19 protein-coding genes, 1 tRNA gene and 1 pseudogene are annotated in these 18755 nt (G+C 68.7%); 16 read left to right on the forward strand and 5 right to left on the reverse strand.

Annotated elements, in window-relative coordinates; genetic code table 11:
- Positions 1-23 precede the first annotated feature (23 nt).
- The 4 genes from proS to B128_RS0107700 all read left to right on the forward strand — a co-directional run bounded on the left by proS (position 24) and on the right by B128_RS0107700 (position 3669).
- Positions 24-1457: a proline--tRNA ligase gene (gene proS, locus B128_RS0107690; RefSeq protein ID WP_018111705.1), complete on the forward strand. Its 1434-nt coding sequence runs from the start codon at positions 24-26 to the stop codon at positions 1455-1457.
- A gap of 129 nt (positions 1458-1586) precedes the next feature.
- Positions 1587-1961 (forward strand): hypothetical protein, encoded by a 375-nt coding sequence (locus B128_RS12870; RefSeq protein WP_126218552.1) that lies wholly within the window; start codon positions 1587-1589, stop codon positions 1959-1961.
- Between the two features lie 386 nt (positions 1962-2347).
- Positions 2348-2947: a C39 family peptidase gene (locus tag B128_RS0107695; RefSeq protein WP_245537229.1), complete on the forward strand. Its 600-nt coding sequence runs from the start codon at positions 2348-2350 to the stop codon at positions 2945-2947.
- Complete coding sequence (locus B128_RS0107700; protein WP_018111707.1) at positions 2938-3669, forward strand: hypothetical protein; 732 nt, start codon at positions 2938-2940, stop codon at positions 3667-3669. The genes B128_RS0107695 and B128_RS0107700 overlap by 10 nt, the downstream gene beginning before the upstream one ends.
- Before the next feature lie 2 nt (positions 3670-3671).
- Here B128_RS0107700 and B128_RS0107705 read toward each other — a convergent pair whose 3' ends face one another.
- On the reverse strand, positions 3672-4415 hold the full coding sequence (locus B128_RS0107705; protein ID WP_018111708.1) for a hypothetical protein: 744 nt from the start codon (positions 4413-4415) through the stop codon (positions 3672-3674).
- A 32-nt stretch (positions 4416-4447) separates the two neighbouring features.
- Positions 4448-5339, reverse strand: a pseudogene (locus B128_RS13450) (transposase family protein).
- Between the two features lie 81 nt (positions 5340-5420).
- Between B128_RS13450 and B128_RS0107715 the strand changes: the two are divergent.
- Positions 5421-7157: a GNAT family N-acetyltransferase gene (locus B128_RS0107715; RefSeq protein WP_018111709.1), complete on the forward strand. Its 1737-nt coding sequence runs from the start codon at positions 5421-5423 to the stop codon at positions 7155-7157.
- Here the strand turns inward: B128_RS0107715 and B128_RS0107720 are convergent.
- Positions 7123-7488, reverse strand: coding sequence for an ASCH domain-containing protein (locus B128_RS0107720; protein ID WP_008631006.1), 366 nt, complete (start codon positions 7486-7488; stop codon positions 7123-7125). The two genes, B128_RS0107715 and B128_RS0107720, sit on opposite strands and share 35 nt — an antisense overlap.
- 14 nt (positions 7489-7502) lie before the next feature.
- On the opposite strand from B128_RS0107720, the gene nth reads away from it, so the two are divergent.
- The 4 genes from nth to B128_RS0107740 all read left to right on the forward strand — a co-directional run bounded on the left by nth (position 7503) and on the right by B128_RS0107740 (position 12219).
- Positions 7503-8168, forward strand: coding sequence for an endonuclease III (gene nth, locus B128_RS0107725; protein ID WP_018111710.1), 666 nt, complete (start codon positions 7503-7505; stop codon positions 8166-8168).
- Positions 8169-8197: 29 nt separating this feature from the next.
- The gene (locus tag B128_RS0107730; RefSeq protein ID WP_018111711.1) at positions 8198-9376 is read left to right on the forward strand and encodes an MFS transporter; all 1179 of its coding nucleotides are present in this window, start codon (positions 8198-8200) and stop codon (positions 9374-9376) included.
- A 13-nt stretch (positions 9377-9389) separates the two neighbouring features.
- Positions 9390-10604: a molybdopterin molybdotransferase MoeA gene (locus B128_RS0107735; protein WP_018111712.1), complete on the forward strand. Its 1215-nt coding sequence runs from the start codon at positions 9390-9392 to the stop codon at positions 10602-10604.
- A 76-nt stretch (positions 10605-10680) separates the two neighbouring features.
- Positions 10681-12219 (forward strand): DEAD/DEAH box helicase, encoded by a 1539-nt coding sequence (locus tag B128_RS0107740; RefSeq protein ID WP_018111713.1) that lies wholly within the window; start codon positions 10681-10683, stop codon positions 12217-12219.
- A gap of 38 nt (positions 12220-12257) precedes the next feature.
- On the opposite strand, the gene B128_RS0107745 is transcribed toward B128_RS0107740, so the two are convergent.
- Positions 12258-12334: transfer RNA gene (locus tag B128_RS0107745), tRNA-Arg, on the reverse strand.
- Between the two features lie 164 nt (positions 12335-12498).
- Between B128_RS0107745 and tkt the strand changes: the two genes are divergently transcribed.
- The 7 genes from tkt to B128_RS0107780 are packed head-to-tail and all read left to right on the forward strand — an operon-like array spanning position 12499 to position 17524.
- Positions 12499-14454: a transketolase gene (gene tkt, locus B128_RS0107750; RefSeq protein WP_018111714.1), complete on the forward strand. Its 1956-nt coding sequence runs from the start codon at positions 12499-12501 to the stop codon at positions 14452-14454.
- Positions 14451-15137, forward strand: coding sequence for a 2-phosphosulfolactate phosphatase (locus B128_RS0107755; protein ID WP_018111715.1), 687 nt, complete (start codon positions 14451-14453; stop codon positions 15135-15137). Before tkt ends, B128_RS0107755 begins: the two co-directional genes overlap by 4 nt.
- A 2-nt stretch (positions 15138-15139) precedes the next feature.
- Positions 15140-15946: a class II fructose-bisphosphate aldolase gene (locus B128_RS0107760; protein WP_018111716.1), complete on the forward strand. Its 807-nt coding sequence runs from the start codon at positions 15140-15142 to the stop codon at positions 15944-15946.
- Positions 15943-16686: an HAD-IA family hydrolase gene (locus B128_RS0107765; protein WP_245537231.1), complete on the forward strand. Its 744-nt coding sequence runs from the start codon at positions 15943-15945 to the stop codon at positions 16684-16686. The genes B128_RS0107760 and B128_RS0107765 overlap by 4 nt, the downstream gene beginning before the upstream one ends.
- Positions 16671-16970 carry a Dabb family protein gene (locus B128_RS0107770; protein ID WP_018111718.1) on the forward strand — a complete coding sequence of 100 codons (300 nt, stop codon included), beginning with the start codon at positions 16671-16673 and terminating at the stop codon, positions 16968-16970. The genes B128_RS0107765 and B128_RS0107770 overlap by 16 nt, the downstream gene beginning before the upstream one ends.
- Positions 16967-17239 carry a hypothetical protein gene (locus B128_RS0107775; RefSeq protein ID WP_018111719.1) on the forward strand — a complete coding sequence of 91 codons (273 nt, stop codon included), beginning with the start codon at positions 16967-16969 and terminating at the stop codon, positions 17237-17239. Before B128_RS0107770 ends, B128_RS0107775 begins: the two co-directional genes overlap by 4 nt.
- A gap of 15 nt (positions 17240-17254) precedes the next feature.
- On the forward strand, positions 17255-17524 hold the full coding sequence (locus B128_RS0107780; protein WP_018111720.1) for a hypothetical protein: 270 nt from the start codon (positions 17255-17257) through the stop codon (positions 17522-17524).
- 14 nt (positions 17525-17538) lie between these two features.
- Here the strand turns inward: B128_RS0107780 and B128_RS0107785 are convergent, their stop codons facing one another.
- Positions 17539-18444, reverse strand: a complete 906-nt coding sequence (locus tag B128_RS0107785) for a LysR family transcriptional regulator (protein WP_026175119.1) — start codon at positions 18442-18444, stop codon at positions 17539-17541.
- Positions 18445-18755: the final 311 nt, after the last annotated feature.

Raw genomic sequence — 18755 nt, forward strand, 5'->3', positions numbered from 1 at the left:
GGTAGCCGGTATGATGGGCAGGTATGGCGAAGGAGAAGGGCCTAACCCCTCAGAGCCAAGACTTCAGCGAGTGGTACCTCGAGCTCATCCAACGGGCGGAGCTTGCCGACTACGGGCCCGTGCGGGGCACCATCGTGGTGCGGCCCTACGGCTACGCCCTCTGGGAGAACATCCAGGGGGTATTGGACCGTATGTTCAAGGAGACCGGCCACCAGAACGCCTACTTCCCCCTCTTCATCCCCATGAGCTTCCTCAGGAAGGAGGCCGAGCACGTGGAGGGCTTCTCCCCCGAGCTGGCCGTGGTGACCCACGCCGGCGGGGAGGAGCTGGAGGAGCCTTTGGCGGTGCGCCCCACCTCGGAGACGGTGATCGGCTACATGTGGTCCCGCTGGATCAAGAGCTACCGCGACCTGCCCCAGCTCCTCAACCAGTGGGGCAACGTGGTGCGCTGGGAGCTCCGCACCCGCCCCTTCCTGCGCACCAGCGAGTTCCTGTGGCAGGAGGGGCACACCGCCCACGCCACCCGGGAGGAGGCGGAGGAGGAGGTAAGGCGGATGCTGGGCATCTACGCCCGCCTGGCCCGGGAGTACGCGGCTATTCCCGTGCTGGAGGGGATGAAGACGGAGAAGGAGAAGTTCGCCGGGGCGGTTTACACCACCACCATCGAGGCCATGATGCGGGACGGCAAGGCCCTCCAGTCGGGCACCAGCCACTACCTGGGGGAGAACTTCGCCCGGGCCTTCGACATCAAGTTCCAGGACAAGGACCTCCAGGTGAAGTACGTGCACACCACCAGCTGGGGGCTTTCCTGGCGCTTCATCGGGGCCATCATCATGACCCACGGGGACGACCAGGGCCTCATCCTGCCCCCCAGGCTTGCCCCCATCCAGGTGGTCATCGTGCCCATCTACCGGGAGGAGAGCCGGGAGCGGGTGCTGGAGGCGGCCCACGGGCTTAAGCGCGCCCTTCTCCAGGCGGGCCTCCGCGTCCACCTGGACGACCGGGACCAGCACACCCCGGGGTACAAGTTCCACGAGTGGGAGCTCAAGGGAGTGCCCTTGCGGGTGGAGCTGGGGCCCAAGGACCTCGAGGCGGGCGAAGCCGTCCTGGCCAGCCGCCTGGGGGGCAAGGAGCGCCTTTCCCTGGAGGCGCTTCCCGCCCTCCTCCCGGACAAGCTTGCCGCCTTCCACCAGGCCCTCTACCAAAGGGCCCTGGACTTCCAGAGGGCCCACACCCACAAGGTGGACACCTACGAGGCCTTCAAGGAGGCGGTGCAGGAAGGCTTCGCCCTGGCCTTCCACTGCGGGGATAAGGCCTGCGAAAAGGCCATCCAAGAGGAGACCACCGCCACCACCCGCTGCGTGCCCTTTGAGGCCGAACCCGAAGAAGGCTTTTGCGTCCGTTGCGGTAGGCCCAGCGCCTACGGCAAGCGGGTAGTCTTCGCCAAGGCGTACTAAGCTTCTCGGCGCCTTCTCCCCTCTCGCCAGTCCCGGACGGGCGGGGTGGGGGATTGCGCCTTCTTGAAAGCTTCTTGACAGGAAGGGGGGGGGGGGGCGTGGTAACCTCACCCTTGAGGGGGTTGAGCCATGCGCAAATTCCTCTTGGTGCTGATGGCCTTTGGGCTTTTGGCCTATGCCCCGGTGGGTGCTGTCGCGCAGGGGTATGCTCTAGCTCTTGGAGTTCAGGGAAAGATCCAGGGCGCTGTTAACTTTTCCTTGCTCCAGAACCTTTCTGATGAGGAACTCTTGGATATTGCCGGAGTTGGTGGACAACTTTTTGCTGACGCAGAGAGCTACATTTTCGGTGGCCTCTGGAGCGCAATAGGAGGTTGTTTGTGTTATGCTGCGAGCCAGGCCCTGGGTTTGAGTGGAGTAGGAGATTTTGCCTTTCAGCTTGCTGGGAATGTAGCTTGGAGTTCGCTTGGGACATGGCTTTGGAAGCAGGGGGAGATCAGTCCCTAGGGGTGTTATGTAATGCGTGTCCTAGATGGGTATACGAAGGGGGTGATTGTAGGTAGCCTGTTAGCTTCGGTTCTGATCTTTATTTACAACAATCTGTTTTTGGGACGTGACATTAGCTACGCTTCCTGGGAAGCCTTAAAAGTTGCCATAGCTACTTTTGGAGGAGGTTTGTTGGGTAAACTAATTTTTTCTAGGAAATTTTAGGCAGGCGTACGTACGGGTGACTTCTAGCAGGTCAGAGCCCGGATGAGCCCGGGTGCTATATAGGACAATTGGGGTGGAGCTACGAGGAGGTAGCACAGAAAGGCGCAGGTCAGAAGGTGGCTCGTGCCCCCATGGTCCCCACATTGAAACTCGTACTTCTCTTCTGGGCGTTTTTTGGCCAAGTGGAAGCCCTATCTTCATCTTCCTACCGTACCCTCCGCTACACCCACGTCGTCGGCCAGACGGACTGGTACACCTGCGGCGCGGCGGCGGTGGCCACACTGCTCACCTACTACTATGACGACCCGGCCACGGAAGGCGAGGTCCTAAAGGTGGCCGTGCGTGAGACGGAGGCCTCGGGGAAGGACCCGCGGGAGGGGCTTACCGCCCTTTCCCTGAAGCGGTACCTGGAGGGGCGGGGGTACGAGGTGAGGGCCTACAGGGTGAACCTGGAGCAGCTCGCTGACTACTTCCGCTGGGGCGGGCTTCCGGTCATCGGTCACGTCACCAAGCCCCAGCTCCACTTCCTGGTGATCGCGGGTCTCGTGGACCCGCCCGGGGGCGGCCCTGCCCAGGTGCTCCTCGCCGACTCCTCGTGGGGCCGGCGCATCGTACCCATAGAGGCCCTAGTGACGGAGAAGGGCTTCTCCGGGGTCATCCTGCTGGCCCTTCCCCGGTCGGCGGCCCAGATGGGGCGGGTAAGGGCCAACCAGGAGGCGGAGCTCTCCTGGGCGCTTTCCCGGCTTCGCCGGCTGGAGGCCCTCGGGGGGAGGTGGCCTTGAGGCTTCTGCCCCTCTTCCTGGCCTTCGCCGCCTGGGCCCTGGCCCAGGTGGACCCCTTGCGCCCGGCGGAGGAGCCCCCCCTGGGCTACCGCCTCACCCTCTCCTACGCCCCCTCTGCCCTCCAAGGGGTGGGGGCGGACGAACGGGGTCCCTACGCTTTCCTGCGGGTGGGGCACGGATTGAGCCTGTCCTTGGGTCTCAGCTACCGGGTGGCTCCAGACCTCTTCCTGGAGGGCAGGCTGGGGGGCGGCTACACCCTCTTTGGGGAGAGGCGGGACTACGGGGAGGCAGGGGAAGTCCTCTGGCGAGGGGAGGGCAGGCCTTCCCTTGGGGTGGGGCTGGCCTACCGGTTTCCCGACCTCTGGGGCCGCCCCCGGGTGCGCCTGGGGCTGGGGTACCCCTGGGCCCTGGAAGGGGAGGCCAGTGGGAGCCTCCTCAGGGATCCGGTGGTGGCCACCTGGGCCCTGGGGGTCTCCTACCCCCGGGGCGGTGTGCCTCTCCTGGGGCTGGGCTTGGGCTTATCCCTGGTGGCCAACGAGGTGTGGAGCCTAGGGCTTGGGACCTCCCTCTCCCTGCCTCTGGGGCTGGAGCCCCCCGGGGGAGCCCTCCTCCTGCGGGCGGGGTACGCCCTGGACCCCGAAGGGAAGGGAGAGGTGGGGGTGCGGGTAAGGTACGGCGACGGGGGCTTTGCCCTAGGCCTGGAACTCACGGGCCCCCTCTAGCCTCAGCGGAATAGGGCTTCCTCCAGGGGGAGGCTCACCTGGGCTTCCAGGGTTTCTCCCCGGGAGAAGAGGACCCACCGGTCCCCCGTCCGGAGGTAGCCCTCCGACCTCACGGGATAGCCCGCGCTCCCCTCCTTCCGAAGGTCCCGGTAGAGGGTCAGGGTCTCCATCCCGAGCACGGGGGAGAAGTGCCCCTCCCCCACCACCTTCCCTTCCTGTACGTAGACCTCTCCCTCGTAGGGTTTAGCCTCCAGCACTCCCTTGGGGAGACAGGCGTGGGACCGGCGCGCCACCCGGTAGGCCTCCGCCTCGCTGCCATCGGGGAGGGTCACTTTCCCCAGGGAAGCCACCTCGTCATAACCGAAGGCGGCCCCGGTGAAGCCTGTCTGCCAGGCGAAGATGAGCTCCAGGAAGAGGCGGTCGTCCAGGGGGGTTTCCCTGCCGTCCGGGAGGCGGAGGAACTGGCGCTCCCGGGTGTAGACCAGGGTGGCGGGCGCCTTCTCGCCCTCGGGGGCGATCTCCAGGCGAAGGCGGCAACCGCCGAGGTCAAGGTAGGTCCGGATCCGCAAGACCTGCGTTTCCTGGCCCTCGGGGGTGAAGTAGACTACCCGGTCCAGGCCCTGGTAGGTCTTGCCCCTCCAGTCGCCGAAGGCGGCCTTGAGGGCGGATTCCACCGCTTCCTTGGGGGACTGGGTGAGGGCCAACGGGCTGAACAAGGCCAGAATCAGGGCAAGGGATCGTTTCATGGTATGAGCTTAACATTCCTTCGTGTGCTACCTCATAGCTCCACCCCGGCCATCCTGAGAAGCACCCGGCTACGTATGAGGTTGTGAACAAGCAGGATGAGGTTCACACGGGCCACCAGCCCCCAGTAGGACCGGGCCTCTATCCGATGAAGCCCCAAAGACCGGACCATCACGCTGAAGCGGGTCTCTATCCAGTTCCTGACCCTCCCCATCCACTCTCTCCACCCCGTCTCCACCACCTTCCCTCCCCTGACCCGATAGGGCGGGGTCTTGACCCCCTGGACCCAGCGGAAGCCCCGGTCCCCCAAGACCGCGGGCAGACCGTCCAGCAGGTCCCTCCCCCAGGTCTCCCGGGCGTTGCCGGGGAGAATGGCCCAACGAAAAAAGAGGCCCCGCTCGTTCATCACCGGCATGAGAACGTAGCCCGCGAAAGCCCCCAGGGGTCCCACCCCCACGGCGGCCTCAGGAAGAGAGAGGCCGTGAATCCGGTGGCCGTGAGCCAGGGGGATGGGTTTAAGGTCCACCACCTGCAGGAGGCCTTTTCCCCCGGAGAGCCTCATGGCCAGGTGAGCCAACAGCCCCTGGGCCTTCTGAAGGACCCGGTAGAAGCGAGAGCTGCTTCCCCGAAGGGGAACATCTTGGGGTGGGGGAGGGAGGGGAAGTAGGCCTTGAGGGTGGTCTTGGCGGCCAGGTAGCCTTTGGCGAGGTCCTGGCCCTGGAGGAGCAAAAAGATGGCGAGGGTCAGGAGCTCGGCCAGGGTGGCTTTCTGGTGCTTTTGCTTTGGGGGGAGCTTGAAGCCTTGGGCCTGCAGGGCCTTCAGTTCGTCATCTACCCAGATGTAGGTAGCCACCAGAAGGGTCTCTGCGTCAAGATAGTAGGTCAGCCAAAGGCTACGTTCTGGGGGTGCTCACGATCTTGCCGCATGGCACCCCCTCTTTTTTCACACCCCGAGGGTCTAGGTCAAGTAGCACACGAAGGCATTAAGTGGGGTACCATGGGGGCACGATGCGCGTCTTGGGGCGGAGGGTCTACTGGCGCTGGTACGGGGAGGTCCTCCTGGAGGGGGGCGTGACCTTGCGCATGACCGGGGACGTGGCCAAGTGGCTGAGGCCCGGGGATAGGGTGAGGCTTCGCACCGAGTTCAAGAAGCCCGTCCTCGGCTTTGACGAGTACGCCCTCGAGGGCGCCTTCCCCCTCTGGCCCCCCTTCGCCAAGACCCTGGAGCACGTGCGGGAAAGCCCCCTGGGGGGCGAGGCCTACCGCTACCGCCTGAGGGTGCGGGAGGCCACCTACGAGGGGGATTTTGAGGCCATCGCCGAGCTGGAGCAGTTCCACTACGCCTCGGAGAAGGAGGTGGTGGCCCTTTGGGTGTGCACCCAGTGCCACAAGACGCTGTTGGCCAACGCCAAGCCTCTTTGCGACTGCGGCGGGGAGGCGAGGCTTAAGGAGATCCGAGGGTCCACTCCGGCAAGCCGCTTTCCGGTTTTGGAGCTTGTGGAGCGGCTTCCCTTTGAGCCCCGGATCCTGGGCTACCTGCGCCTGGACCCCCCTATCCCCCGGATGCACCGGAGGACCCCCGAAGGCGTGGAGCGGGACATCCGGGAAAGGATCTTCCCGAGGGACTGGTTCCACCCCACTTATGAGGGGGGCAGCGACTGGGAAAAGGCCTTGGATCGCGTCAAGACCGCCGCTGCCCGCATCGCCCGGGTGGTGGTCCACCCCGACTACCGCTCAGAGGGCTTCGGGGCGCTTCTCGTGCGCATGGCCCTGGAGTGGGCCAAGGAGCGGGGAGCCCCCGAGGGCAGGCGGGAAAAGCACCTGGTCTACACCATCGCCCAGATGGCCCGCTACCACCCCTTCTTTGAGAAGGTGGGCTTCCGCTACCTCTTTGACACCGCCTCGGGAAGGCCCGTGCTCTTCTATCCCCTCACGGAGGAGGCGGAAGGGTATTTGGAGCGCTTCCTCCGGGAAGACCCCTACGCCCAAGAGCACGGGGGGAGGCTTTTTAGGCCCCGGTTTGGCCGGGTGGAGGGGCTAAAGGGGCCCATCCGCCTGGAAGGGGTCCACAAGGGCTACCGGAGCCATCTGGAACTAAAGGGCCTCTCCCCGGAGGTGCGGGGGGCCCTCGAGGCCTTCGGGGTGAAGGCCCGGGTGGTGGAGCGGGCGGTGCTCCGGGGAGCAAGCCTGGAGATTCCTCCGGGAAACCTGGTGGTCCTGGCGGGGGCGAGCGGGGCGGGGAAGACCACCCTCCTTAGGCTCCTTTTGGGCGAGGCGCCCGATAGGGGAGAGGTGGCCTTGCCCCCGGGCAAGCGGGTGGCCTACATCCCGGGGGAAAGGGAAGTGGACCTCGGGGAGGACCCCATCCTGGAAAGCGCCTACCGCAAGCTTGGGGACGTGGGGGCGGCCGTTGAGGTTTTAAACCGCGTGGGCCTTTCCGACGCCGTGCTCTACCGGGCGAGGCCCAAGGAGCTTTCCACCGGGCAAAGGGAGCGCTTCCGTCTGGCCCTATTGCTCGCTGAGCGGCCGGACCTCCTCCTCATAGACGAGTTCGCCGCCCACCTGGACGTGCCTACGGCGAGGCGGGTGGCCCTGGGGCTGGGGAAGCTTTGCCGGGAGGCGGGGATCACTCTGGTGGTGGCCACCCACCGGCCCGAGGTCATCGCTGCCTTGGACCCGGACCTCTTGGTCTACGTGGGTTACGGGGGGCTCACCACGCTACCTCGGAGAGGTCCACGAACATGATCCGCCCCGGGCGCCTGGGGACCCAGAGGGGCTTCGTGTAGCGCTGGGGGTTCGCCAGCACCCAGGCGTAAAGGGGGGCTTCCCCGGCGTAGGCTCGGAGGAAGGCCTCCTCCGCCAGGTGCTTCTCGGGGTGTTTTAAGAGCTCTTCCACGCTAAAGGGGCCCTCCACCCCAATGAGGTCCACCTGGCCGATGAGCCTTCCCCCCGTGACGATGCCCAAGGGTCCCCGGTGGCGGGTGGAGCGCTTGCGGATTTCCCAGACCTTCTTCCCGTCCACGATGAGACTGGCGTAGGGCTCGCGGACGATGAGGCCGAGCTTGGGCCTTTCCACCTTTCCATTGTAGATTGGGGGGCGTGGCGTGCCCGAAGGAGGGGCTAGAGGAAAAGAGGAAGCGGGCGAGGGCCATCCTGGAGGCCTTAAAGGAGGCCTACCCCAAGGCCCGCACCGAGCTTAGGCACGAGACCCCTTTCCAGCTTTTGGTGGCCACGGTGCTTTCCGCCCAGGCCACGGATAGAAGCGTGAACGAGGCCACCCCGGCCCTCTTCGCCCGCTTTCCCGATGCCTTCGCCCTGGCCCAGGCGAGCCCTAATGAGGTGGAGCCCTACATCCGGAGGATCGGGCTTTACAAGACCAAGGCCAAGAACCTGGTGGCCCTGGCCCAGTGCCTGGTGGCCGAGCACGGGGGGGAGGTGCCCCGGGACAAGGCGGCCCTGATGCGCCTGCCCGGGGTGGGCTGGAAGACGGCCACCGTGGTCCTGGGGGCGGCCTTCGGCATCCCGGGGATCGCCGTGGACACCCACGTGGCCCGCGTGGCCCGCAGGCTTTGCCTCTCCCTGGCCAAAAGCCCCGAGAGGATAGGGGCCGAGCTGGAGGCCATTTTCCCCAAGGAGCGCTGGGTCTTCCTCCACCACGCCCTGGTCCTCCACGGCCGCTACGTGTGCACCGCCCGGAAGCCCAGATGCCCCGCCTGCGTCCTGGCCCCTTACTGCCCAAGCCGTCAGGAGGGCTGAGGGCCTGCAGGCCCACCAAAGGGATGGTTATGAAAAATTCCCCGCTTGCGCCCGCCTATTGCTTTGTCCTGGCCAGTCTCCTCTGGTCCTTCGGGGCCAACCTGGTCTACTTCTTTCTGAACTTTCACCTCGAGGCCCTGGGCTACGGCCGCCAGGCCATCGGCCTGGCCCAGGCCCTCCTCCTCCTGGTGGGGGTGGTCTTCGCCCTGCCCCTGGCCTACCTCATCCCCCGCCTGGGGTACCTCCGAAGCCTCCACCTGGCCTTCCTCCTGGCGGTCCTGGGGGGGCTTTTGCTGGGGCTTGGGGTCTGGGTGTTTCCCGGCCTCACCGCCTACGGCCTGGCCGGCACCCTCCTCCAGGGGGCGGCCGCCCCCCTCATGGCCCGGCTGGTGCCCCCAGAGCGGCGGGTGGCCCTCTTCAGCCTGCAGGCCGCCCTCACCACCGCCTCGGGCTTCGTCTCCACGCTTCTGGCGGGCTTCCTCTCCGAGTGGGTGGGGGCGCGCTGGGTCCTCCTCTTTTCCCTGCCCTTCTTCCTCCTGGCCGTGCCCCTGGTCTTGGGCCTGCCCGAGGGGGAGGGGAGGGCCCCCAGGCTCCGGGGGCGCTTTGGCGTCTGGCTGCGGCTCCTTCTTCCCCAGGTGGTCATCGGCTTCGGGGCGGGGCTCGTCATTCCCTTCCTCAACCTCTTCCTGAAGGAGAAGTTCGGCCTCACCTACGGCACCACCGGGGCCATCTTCGCCCTCTCCGCCCTGGCCACGGGCCTGGCCATGGCCCTGCAGCCCCTCTTGGTGGGGCGGCTGGGAAAGCTGGGGGCCATCGTCTTCGTCCAGGCCCTCTCCCTCCCCTTCCTGGCCGCTTTGGCCTGGGCCCCCTGGCTTCCCGTGGTCACCTTCGCCCTCCTGGTGCGCGGGGCCCTGATGAACGCCGCTGGCCCCGTGTACGCCGCCTTGGTCATGGACTACCTCCCCGAGGAGGAGCGTCCTGGCTTCTTCCTGGTGGAGGGTGGGCTTTGGAGCCTCCTCTTCGCCCTGGCCAGCGCCCTTTCGGGGGTGGTCCAGGAGGCCCTGGGCCTGAGGGCCTTTGACTACCTCTTTGGCCTGACCCTCCTCCTCTACGCCCTGGGCATCGCCCTATGGCCCTGGGCCTTTGGCAGGCTTAGGCACGCCTACCTGGGGTCTCAAGCCCAGGACCCGCCTGTCCTTAAGCCCTAGACTGGGGGAAGGTATGCGCACGAACCTCAGCGTGGAGGAGGCCCTGGAGCTTGTCCTGGCCGAGGCCAGGGGGGAGCTGGCCACCGAGGAGCTCCCCCTTGCCCAGGCCCTGGGCCGGGTGCTGGCCGAGGACCTCCCCTCCCTGGTGGACCACCCGGACCAGGACGACACCGCCATAGACGGCTACGCTTGCCGGCAGGTGGACGCCCTCTCCGCGGGGCCCGAGAGCCCGGTGCGCCTCAGGGTGGTGGGGGAGTCCCCGGCGGGGAGGCCTTTTCCCGGAGAGGTAGGGCCGGGGGAGGCGGTGGCCGTCTTCACCGGGGCCCCCATCCCCCGGGGGGCCGATGCCGTGGTGCGGGTGGAGGATACCCGGCGGGAGGGGGAGTACGTCCTGCTCTTCGCCCCGGCGAGCCCCAAGGACATCCGCCCCAAGGGGGACGACCTGAGGCGGGGGGAGGTGTACCTGCGGCGGGGCGACCTCCTCACCCCGGGCAGGCTGGGCCTGGCCGCGGCCATGGGCCACCCGCGGCTACGGGTCTTCCGGCGCCCCCGCGTGGGCATCCTTTCCACGGGGGACGAGGTGGTGGAGCCGGGGGAACCCCTGCCCTACGGGGGGGTTTACAACTCCAACGCCTACAGCCTCTTGGGCCTGGTCTGGGAGGCGGGGGGGGAGCCCGTGCTCTTGGGCAAGGTGCCGGACCGGCCGGAGGCCCTGCGGGAAGTCCTGGCCCAGGCGGGGCCCCTGGACCTCCTCCTCACCTCGGGGGGGGTTTCCATGGGAGCCTACGACGTGGTGCGCCAGGTGCTGGAGACCGAGGGGCAGGTGGTCTTCTGGAAGGTGAGGCAACAACCTGGGGGGCCCCTCCTCATGGCCCGGCTTGGGGACCTGCCGGTTTTGGGCCTGCCCGGGAACCCCGTGTCCAGCATGGTCACCTTCTTCCTCTATGGAAGGCCCTTTCTCTTCCGCCTCCTGGGGCGCACCGACCCCCCCTACCGCTCCCTGCGGGCCAAGGCCCTCACCCCCTTTAAGGGGGCCAGGGGGAAGAGGGTCTACCGCCGGGGGGTACTTTCCTTTGAGGGGGGGCTGGTGGTGCGCTCCACGGGGAACCAGTCCAGCGGGGTGCTGCGTTCCATGGCCTTTGGCAACGCCCTGGTGGTGCTCCCTCCCGATGGGGACGTGGGGACGGAGGAGGAGGTGGAGGTCATCCCCTTGACTTTCGTGCTCTAGTTCACTAAACTTGAAAAGTTTACGGGCGTTACCCCCCTTTTCGGGCGCGGGTGAGGCCCGGAAAGGAAACCTGAGGATGGAGTTCAAAGATTTTCCCCTGAAGCCCGAGATCAAGGAAGCCCTGGCCCGGCGGGGCATCACCGCCCCCACCCCCATCCAGGCGGCGGCCCTGCCCTTGGCCCTCGAGGGCAAGGACCTCATCGGCCAGGCCCGCACCGGCACCGGCAAGACCCTGGCCTTCGCCCTGCCCATCGCCGAGCGGCTGGAGGCGAGGGGGGAGCGGGGGCGGGCCCCCCGGGCCCTGGTCCTCACCCCCACCCGGGAGCTGGCCCTCCAGGTCTCCCAGGAGCTGGCTGCCGTGGCCCCCCACCTGAGGGTGGTCACGGTCTACGGGGGCACGGGCTACGGGAGGCAGAAGGAGGAGCTGGCCCGGGGCGTGGACGTGGTGGTGGCCACCCCGGGCCGGGCCCTGGACTACCTGAGGCAGGGGGTTCTGGACCTCTCCCAGGTGAGGATCGCCGTTTTGGACGAGGCGGACGAGATGCTCTCCATGGGCTTTGAGGAGGAGGTGGAGGCCCTTCTTTCGGCCACCCCGGCGGAGCGCCAGACCCTCCTCTTCTCCGCCACCCTGCCCTCCTGGGCCAGGCGGCTGGCCGAGCGCTACATGAAGGCCCCGGTGGTCATCAACGTGGTGCGGGAGGAGGGGGTCACCTACCAGGAGGAGGCCGTCCCTGCCCCCTCGGACCGCCTGGGCCTCCTCTCCGACCTCCTCTACGTCAAGGCGCCCAAGCGGGCCATCGTCTTCACCCGCACCAAGGCGGAGACGGAGGAGGTGGCCACCGGCCTCCTGCGCCTGGGCCACCCGGCCCGGGCCATCCACGGAGACCTCTCCCAGGCGGACCGCGAAAGGGTGATGAAGGCCTTCCGCGAGGGGGAGGTGCGCATCCTGGTGGCCACGGACGTGGCCGCGCGGGGGCTGGACATCCCCGAGGTGGACCTGGTGGTCCACTTCCGCCTTCCCGACAAGCCGGAGACCTACCAGCACCGCTCCGGGCGCACGGGGCGGGCGGGGCGCGGGGGAGAGGTGGTCATCCTCTACGGGCCCCGGGAGCGGCGGGAGCTTTCCGAGCTGGAGCGGGCCGTGGGGCGCACCTTTCGCCGGGTGAACCCGCCCACCCCGGAGGAGGTCCTCGAGGCCAAGTGGCACCACCTCCTGGCCCGCCTGGCCCGGGTGCCCGAACGGGACTACAAGCTCTACCTGGACTTCGCCGGCCGCCTCTTCGCCGAGGGACGGGTGGAGGTGGTGGCGGCCCTCATGGCCCTCCTTCTGGGGGGGGCCCCCAAGGAGAAAAGCCTCCTCACGGGGGAGGAGGGCTGGCTCACCTTCAAGGCCACGGGGCCCAGGCTCAGCCTGCCCCGGCTGGTGGCCCTCCTCAAGGAGCGGGGCCTGGAGGTGGGCAAGATCGCCCAGGGGGAGGAGGGCCTTTACGTGGACCTCCGCCCCCAGGACCTGCCCAAGCTTGGGGAACTCCCCGGGCTCAAGCTGGAGCGGGCCAAGCGGGTGGAAGGCCTCCAGGAGCCCCAGGCCCGTCCCCGCCGCCCGGTGCGCGCCTAGGCAAGGGGAAGCCCGCCCCCCAAGGGGGGCGGGCCTTTTGGTGCGCCCGGAGGGATTCGAACCCCCGACCTAGGGCTTAGGAAGCCCCCGCTCTATCCTGCTGAGCTACGGGCGCCCACGCCCTAGGGATTCTAGCACTCCCGAAGGCCCAAGGCAACCCGCGGCCTTGGGTATAGTCTTCCCGGGGGGTAGGGGCGGCTTGCATAAGCGACCCTTTATCCCCGGAGGCCCGGCCTCGCCTTGTGCCCGGCTTCACGGGAACCTACCCTGGAGGGAAGTATGACGGAAACCAAGGACCTGGTCACCCTTTCCGTGAACGCCATCCGCTTCCTGGCCGTGGATGCGGTGGAGAAGGCCAAAAGCGGCCACCCCGGCATGCCCATGGCCATGGCTCCCCTGGCCTACCTCCTCTACCGGGAGGTGATGCGCCACAACCCCCTAAACCCCTCCTGGCCCAACCGGGACCGCTTCGTCCTCTCCGCGGGGCACGGGTCCATGCTCCTTTACGCCGTGCTCCACCTCACGGGCTACGACCTGAGCCTGGAGGAGCTGAAGCGCTTCCGCCAGTGGGGCTCCAAGACCCCAGGCCACCCCGAGTACGGCCACACCCCCGGGGTGGAGGTCACCACGGGACCCCTGGGCCAGGGCATCAGCACCGCGGTGGGGCTGGCCCTGGCGGAAAAGAAGCTGGCGGCGGAGTTTAACCGCCCCGGCCACCGGGTGGTGGACCACTACACCTACGTGCTGGCCTCAGACGGGGACCTCATGGAGGGGGTCTCGGGGGAGGCCAGCTCCCTGGCGGGCACCTGGGGCCTTTCCAAGCTCATCGTCTTCTGGGATGACAACCGCATCTCCATTGACGGCCCCACGGACCTGGCCTTCACCGAGGACGTCCTGGCCCGTTACCGGGCCTACGGCTGGCAGACCCTGAGGGTGGAGGATGCCAACGACCTGGAAGCCCTCCGCCACGCCATCAAGCTGGCCAAGCTGGACGAGCGGCCCACCCTGATCGCCGTGCGGAGCCACATCGGCTTTGGCTCCCCCAAGCAGGACTCCCATAAGGCCCACGGGGAGCCCCTGGGCCCGGAGGCGGTGGAGGCCACCCGCCGCAACCTGGGCTGGCCCTACGCCCCCTTTGAGGTGCCCGAGGAGGTCTACCGCCACATGGACCTGCGGGCCCAGGGGAGGGCCTGGGAGGAGGCCTGGGAGAGGGCCCTGGAGGCCTACGCCCGGGAGTACCCCGAGCTCCACGCCGAGCTCCTCCGCCGCCTCAAGGGGGAGCTTCCCCCCCTTCTCCAAGAGCCCCCCGCCTTTGACAAGCCCGTGGCCACCCGGGCCGCCAGCGGCAGGACCCTGGACCTCCTGGCCCCCCGCATGCCCGAGCTCCTGGGGGGAAGCGCCGACCTCACCCCCTCCAACAACACCCAGGCCCAGGGCATGGCGGACTTCTCCCGGGAGAACCCCCTGGGCCGCTACCTGCACTTCGGGGTGCGGGAGCACGCCATGGGGGCCATCCTCAACGGCCTGAACCTCCACGGGGGCTTCCGCGCCTACGGGGGCACCTTCCTCGTCTTCTCCGACTACCTGCGCCCGGCCCTGCGCCTGGCGGCCCTCATGGAAACCCCCACGGTCTTCGTCTTCACCCACGACTCCATCGGCCTGGGGGAGGACGGCCCCACCCACCAGCCCGTGGAGCACCTCATGAGTCTTCGGGCCATGCCGGGCCTCTGGGTGATCCGCCCCGCGGACGCCCACGAGACCTTCTACGCCTGGCAGGTGGCCCTCAGGCGCAGGGAAGGCCCCACCGCCCTGGTCCTCACCCGCCAGGCCGTTCCCCTCCTCCCCCCGGAGAAGGCCCGGGGGCTTTTGCGGGGCGGGTACGTGCTGGCGGACGCCGAGGACCCCGAGGGGGTGATCGTGGCCACGGGGAGCGAGGTGCACCTGGCCCTCGAGGCCCGGGAGCTTCTGGCGGCCAAGGGGCGGCGGGTGCGGGTGGTGAGCCTGCCCTCCTTTGAGCTCTTTGAGGCCCAGCCCGCGGAGTACCGCCGGGCGGTCCTCCCCCCGGGCCTGCCCACGCTGGCGGTGGAGGCCGGGGTCTCCTTGGGCTGGGCGCGCTACGCGCAAAAGGTGGTGGGCCTGGACCGCTATGGGGCCAGCGCCCCCTACCCCGAGGTCTACGAGCGCTTGGGCTTCACCCCCGAGGGGGTGGCAGAGGCCCTGGAAGCCCTGCTATGAGGTTTTTCGTTCATCCCCTTCCCACTCCCCTGGGCCAGGGGGTGGCCATCGTGGTGGACGTGATCCGGGCCACCACCACCGCCGCCCGGTACCTGGAGGCCGGGGCCAGGGCCCTGGTCCTGGCCCCCACGGTGGAGGCGGCCCGCCGCCTGCGGCAGCCCGGGGAGGTGCTGGCGGGGGAGGTGGGGGGGTTGCCCCCCGGAGGGTTTGACCTGGGGAACTCCCCCCGGGAGGTGGCGGGGGTGGAGGGCAAGACGGTGGTCATGGCCACCACCAACGGCACCCGGGCGGTGCACGCCGTCTTGGGGCTACCCCACATCCTCCTGGGCTCCTTGCAGAACGCCCAGGCGGTGGCCCTGGCGGCCCGGGGCCTGGGGGAGGAGGTCCACCTGGTCTGTGCGGGCAAGGAGGGGAGCCCCGGCCTGGACGACCTCTACACCGCCGGGGTGATTGGAAAGCGCCTGAGGGCCCTGGGGGCGGAGCCCCGGGGGGAGATGGCCCACCTGGCCCTCTTCCTGGCGGAAAACCACCCCTTGCCCGTGCTGAAGGCCTCCGAGGCCGCCCGGGCCCTGGAGCGGGTGGGCCTCGAGGGGGACGTGGCCGAGTGCGCCCGGGTGGACCTCCACCCCACCGTGCCCCGCTGGCTGGGGATGCGGGGGGAGGGGATGGTGTTTGGGAGGTAGGGATGCTGGCCACCTTGCGGGAGGTTCTGCCGGAGAAGGGCCGGGCGGCGGGGGCCTTTGACGTGGTGGCCCTGGAGTGGGCGGAGGCGGTGCTGGAGGGGGCCGAGGCCCTGGGCCTGCCCGTGGTCCTCAGCGTGGCCCCCCACCTGGGGGGGCCCTCCCTGCCCGCCCTGGCCCCGGGGCTCCGCCACCTGGCGGAAGCGGCCCGCGTCCCCGTGGCCCTCCACCTGGACCACGGGGAGAGCCTGGAGGAGGTGGTGGCGGCCCTTAGGCTGGGCTTTACCAGCGTGATGCTGGACGGAAGCCGCCTTCCCCTGGAGGAGAACATCCGCCAGACCCGGCTGGCGGTGGCGGTGGCCCGGGCCTTCGGGGCCACGGTGGAGGGGGAGGTGGGGGCGGTGCCGGGGAGCTACCGCGGGGAGGTGGGCCTCGAGGCCGTGGCCTACACCGACCCCGAGGAGGCCCGCCGCTTCCTGGAGGAGACGGGGGTGGACGCCCTGGCGGTGAGCGTGGGCACCCGCCACGGCCTGCACAAGGGGCCGGTGCGCCTGAACCTCTCCCTCCTGGAACGGCTTTCCCACCTGCCCGTGCCCCTGGTCCTCCACGGGGCCTCGGGGCTTTCCCCGGAGGACTACCGGGCGCTCATCGCCCGGGGCATCCGCAAGGTAAACCTCTACGCCGACCTGGCCCTGGCCGCGGGGCGGGCCCTGGCGGAGGCCCAGGCGGAGGACTACCTGGGCCGCCTGGCCGTGGCCAAGGAGGTGGTGCGGGAGCTGAGCATGGCCCGGATGCGCCTATGGTGGGGATGAAGGCCCTTCTCCTGGACTTAGACGGCACCCTGGCGGAGACGGAGGAGTTCCACCGGGAGGCCTTCAACCGCACCTTCGCCCGGTGGGGCCTGCCCCTTTTCTGGGACCAGGAGGCCTACGCCCGCCTCCTCACCACCCCTGGGGGCAAGGAGCGCATGGCCCGGGCCCTGGCGGAGTGCCCCGCCTGCCCGTCCCTCACCCCGGAGGAGGTGGCCCGCCTCCACAGGGAAAAGGGGGAGGTGTTTGCGGAGCTATTGCGCACCCAGGGGGTGGCCCTGCGGCCCGGGGTCCGGCGCCTGCTGGAGGAGGCCAGGGCCGCGGGCATCCCCCTGGCCCTTTGCACCACCGCAAGCCCGGAAAGTGCCCAGCTCTTCCTGGAGGTCACCGGCCTTTCCCCCTTCTTTAGCCTGGTGCTGGCGGGGGAGGTGGTGCCCAGGAAAAAGCCCGACCCCGGCATCTACCTCCTGGCCCGGGCCCGGCTGGGCCTGGGTCCGGGGGAAGGGGTGGTGGTGGAGGACTCGCAAAGCGGCCTCCTGGCGGCCTTGGGGGCGGGGTTGCCCGTGGTGGCCACCCCCAGCCTTTACACCCGGGGCCAGGACTTCCGCCGGGCCACCGCCCTTCTTCCCCACCTGGGCGAGCCCTCCGCCCCGGCCCCGGTCCTGCAGGGGCCCTGGGCGGGGGAGCGGGTGGTGGTGGACCTGGCCTACCTGGAGGAGGTGAGAGCGTGGTGGAGCACCTGATCCTCTTCAACTGGGAAGGAAGCCCGGAGGAGGCCCGGGCCATGGCGGAAGAGGCCAGGGAGGTCCTCCTGCGCATCCCTGGGGTGGTGGGGCTACGCTTCGGGGAGGCCCTTTCCCCCGGGGCCCGCTACCGCTACTGGCTTTCCGTCCTCTTCGTCGGCCCCGAGGTGGTGGAGACCTACCGGGACCACCCCCTGCACGTGGCCTTTGCCGACGGCGTGTTCCGGCCCAAGGCCAAGGACCGCATCACCACAGACTTCCAGGTGCTTTTGGAGGCAGGATGAGGGAGGTTCCTTACCGGGAGGCGGAGGCCAGGGCGGTGCGGGTGCTGGTGGACGGGGTGGGGGAGGGGCTTGTCCTCCTGGGCCAGGGGGGGTATTACGCCCTCTACTACTTCTTCGGCCTTCAGGGCCGCAGGGCCCCGGACCCCGAGGAGACCCCGGACTGGGTGGAAGGCCCCAAGCCCTCCCCCGGGGATTTCCCCGCCCCCTACGACCAGGCCCGTTGGCTGGAGGCCAACGGCTACCTGCTTTTCGTCAACGAGTCCAAGTGAGAGGAGGGATGGGCCATGGAATACGATGAACTGCCCTACGGAGAGGCCAAAAAGCAGGCGGTCAAGGTGCTGGAGGACGGCTACGGGGACGCGGTGGTTCTCAAGGACGCCCACGGGTACTGGGCCCTCTACTACTTCTACGGCTTCCAGGCCCCGCCTCCCGAGGCCAAGCCCCACTGGATGGAAGGCCCTTTGGCCGAGGCGGGCCAGGTGCGCTCCCCCTATGCCATGAAGCGGTTTCTGGAGGAAAACGGGGAGTTTGAGTTCCTGAACGACGTGGACTAGGGCCTTGTCCCCCATCAGGCCTTCAGCAGGGCCATGAGGGCCTGGGCCGCGGGGTTGGCCACGCTCTTGGGGTGGACCAGCCAGAAGTAGCGGCGGATCTCCCCCACGGGCTCAGAAAGGCGCAGGGCCCGCAGGTTGCCCACCTTGAGGTTGGGCTGGACCACCACCCGGCTCACGATGCCTACCCCCGCTCCCGCCAGCACCAGGCGCTTGGTGACCTCGTTGTTGTCGGTGTAGAAGGTGGGGTTGAGCTCCAGCCCCGCCTGCTCAAAGGCCCGTTCCAGGGCGCGCCAGGTCATGGAGCCGGGCCTGCGCACCACCAGGGTCTCCTCCTTGAGCCAGTCCGGGGGCACGGTTTCCCGGGAGGCCCAGGGATGCTCCGGGGGGACGATGAGCACCAGCTCGTCCTCGTAGAAGAGCTGGCGCTCGTACCCTTCCCAGCGCTCCACCCCCTCCAGCACCGCCAGCTCCACCTCCCCCATGCGGAGCCTTTCCGCCAGGCGCTCGGAGGAGCCGCTTTCCAGGTGCACCCGCACCCCAGGGTGGGCCTGGTGGAACTCCTTGAGAAAGGGGGGAAGGACGTAGGTGGCCATGGTGGTGGAAGCCCCCAGGGTCACCTCCCCCAGCTCCAGCCGCCCCATGGCCTGGGAGACCCGCTGGAACTCCTCCAGGGCCTGCACCACCCGCCGGGCCTCGGGCAGGAGGGCCTGGCCTACCCGGGAGAGGACCAGGTGCCGCCCCTGGCGTTCAAAGAGGGGGTGGCCCACCTGGTCCTCGAGGGCCCGCAGGTACTGGCTCACCGCAGGCTGGGTGATGCCTAGGGCCAGGGCCGCCCGCCCCACGCCCCCCTCCTCCACCACCGCCACGAAAACCTTTAGGGCCGAGGGGTTCGGCAGTTTAGCGTTTCTAGATATGAGCATGCGCTTATCGTAGGGCGCGATACATATCCCCCTTTTCGGATATTCACCTGCGTACTCACCTCACGCCACCGCCCGCAACACCCGGGTGATGGGCAGACCCGCCTGCCCAAGAAGCTGGGCCACCACGCTCCAGGCCATCACCCAAGCTTCCACTTGCAGGGCCACCGCCTTCAGCCCCCGTNCCCNCCCCNCCGCCCCCACCAGCCCCATCGGCCCCTTCAGCAGACCAAAGACCGTCTCCAGCTCCCACCGCCGCCCCAAAAGCCTCCGGTACGCACCTCTCCCCCGCCGCCGCAGGTTCAAAAGCCGCC

Origin of the sequence: Thermus igniterrae ATCC 700962 (genome assembly GCF_000376265.1) — a bacterium.
In the GTDB taxonomy this organism is placed as follows: domain Bacteria; phylum Deinococcota; class Deinococci; order Deinococcales; family Thermaceae; genus Thermus; species Thermus igniterrae.

What these genes read in the sequence shown, in the direction of transcription:
- proS (WP_018111705.1), top strand. Translation starts at nt 24, where the DNA reads ATGGCGAAGGAGAAGGGCCTAACCCCTCAGAGCCAAGACTTCAGCGAG.
- B128_RS12870 (WP_126218552.1), top strand. Translation starts at nt 1,587, where the DNA reads ATGCGCAAATTCCTCTTGGTGCTGATGGCCTTTGGGCTTTTGGCCTAT.
- B128_RS0107705 (WP_018111708.1), bottom strand. Translation starts at nt 4,415, where the DNA reads ATGAAACGATCCCTTGCCCTGATTCTGGCCTTGTTCAGCCCGTTGGCC.
- B128_RS0107715 (WP_018111709.1), top strand. Translation starts at nt 5,421, where the DNA reads ATGCGCGTCTTGGGGCGGAGGGTCTACTGGCGCTGGTACGGGGAGGTC.
- B128_RS0107730 (WP_018111711.1), top strand. Translation starts at nt 8,198, where the DNA reads ATGAAAAATTCCCCGCTTGCGCCCGCCTATTGCTTTGTCCTGGCCAGT.
- B128_RS0107735 (WP_018111712.1), top strand. Translation starts at nt 9,390, where the DNA reads ATGCGCACGAACCTCAGCGTGGAGGAGGCCCTGGAGCTTGTCCTGGCC.
- B128_RS0107740 (WP_018111713.1), top strand. Translation starts at nt 10,681, where the DNA reads ATGGAGTTCAAAGATTTTCCCCTGAAGCCCGAGATCAAGGAAGCCCTG.
- tkt (WP_018111714.1), top strand. Translation starts at nt 12,499, where the DNA reads ATGACGGAAACCAAGGACCTGGTCACCCTTTCCGTGAACGCCATCCGC.
- B128_RS0107755 (WP_018111715.1), top strand. Translation starts at nt 14,451, where the DNA reads ATGAGGTTTTTCGTTCATCCCCTTCCCACTCCCCTGGGCCAGGGGGTG.
- B128_RS0107760 (WP_018111716.1), top strand. Translation starts at nt 15,140, where the DNA reads ATGCTGGCCACCTTGCGGGAGGTTCTGCCGGAGAAGGGCCGGGCGGCG.
- B128_RS0107765 (WP_245537231.1), top strand. Translation starts at nt 15,943, where the DNA reads ATGAAGGCCCTTCTCCTGGACTTAGACGGCACCCTGGCGGAGACGGAG.
- B128_RS0107775 (WP_018111719.1), top strand. Translation starts at nt 16,967, where the DNA reads ATGAGGGAGGTTCCTTACCGGGAGGCGGAGGCCAGGGCGGTGCGGGTG.
- B128_RS0107780 (WP_018111720.1), top strand. Translation starts at nt 17,255, where the DNA reads ATGGAATACGATGAACTGCCCTACGGAGAGGCCAAAAAGCAGGCGGTC.
- B128_RS0107785 (WP_026175119.1), bottom strand. Translation starts at nt 18,444, where the DNA reads ATGCTCATATCTAGAAACGCTAAACTGCCGAACCCCTCGGCCCTAAAG.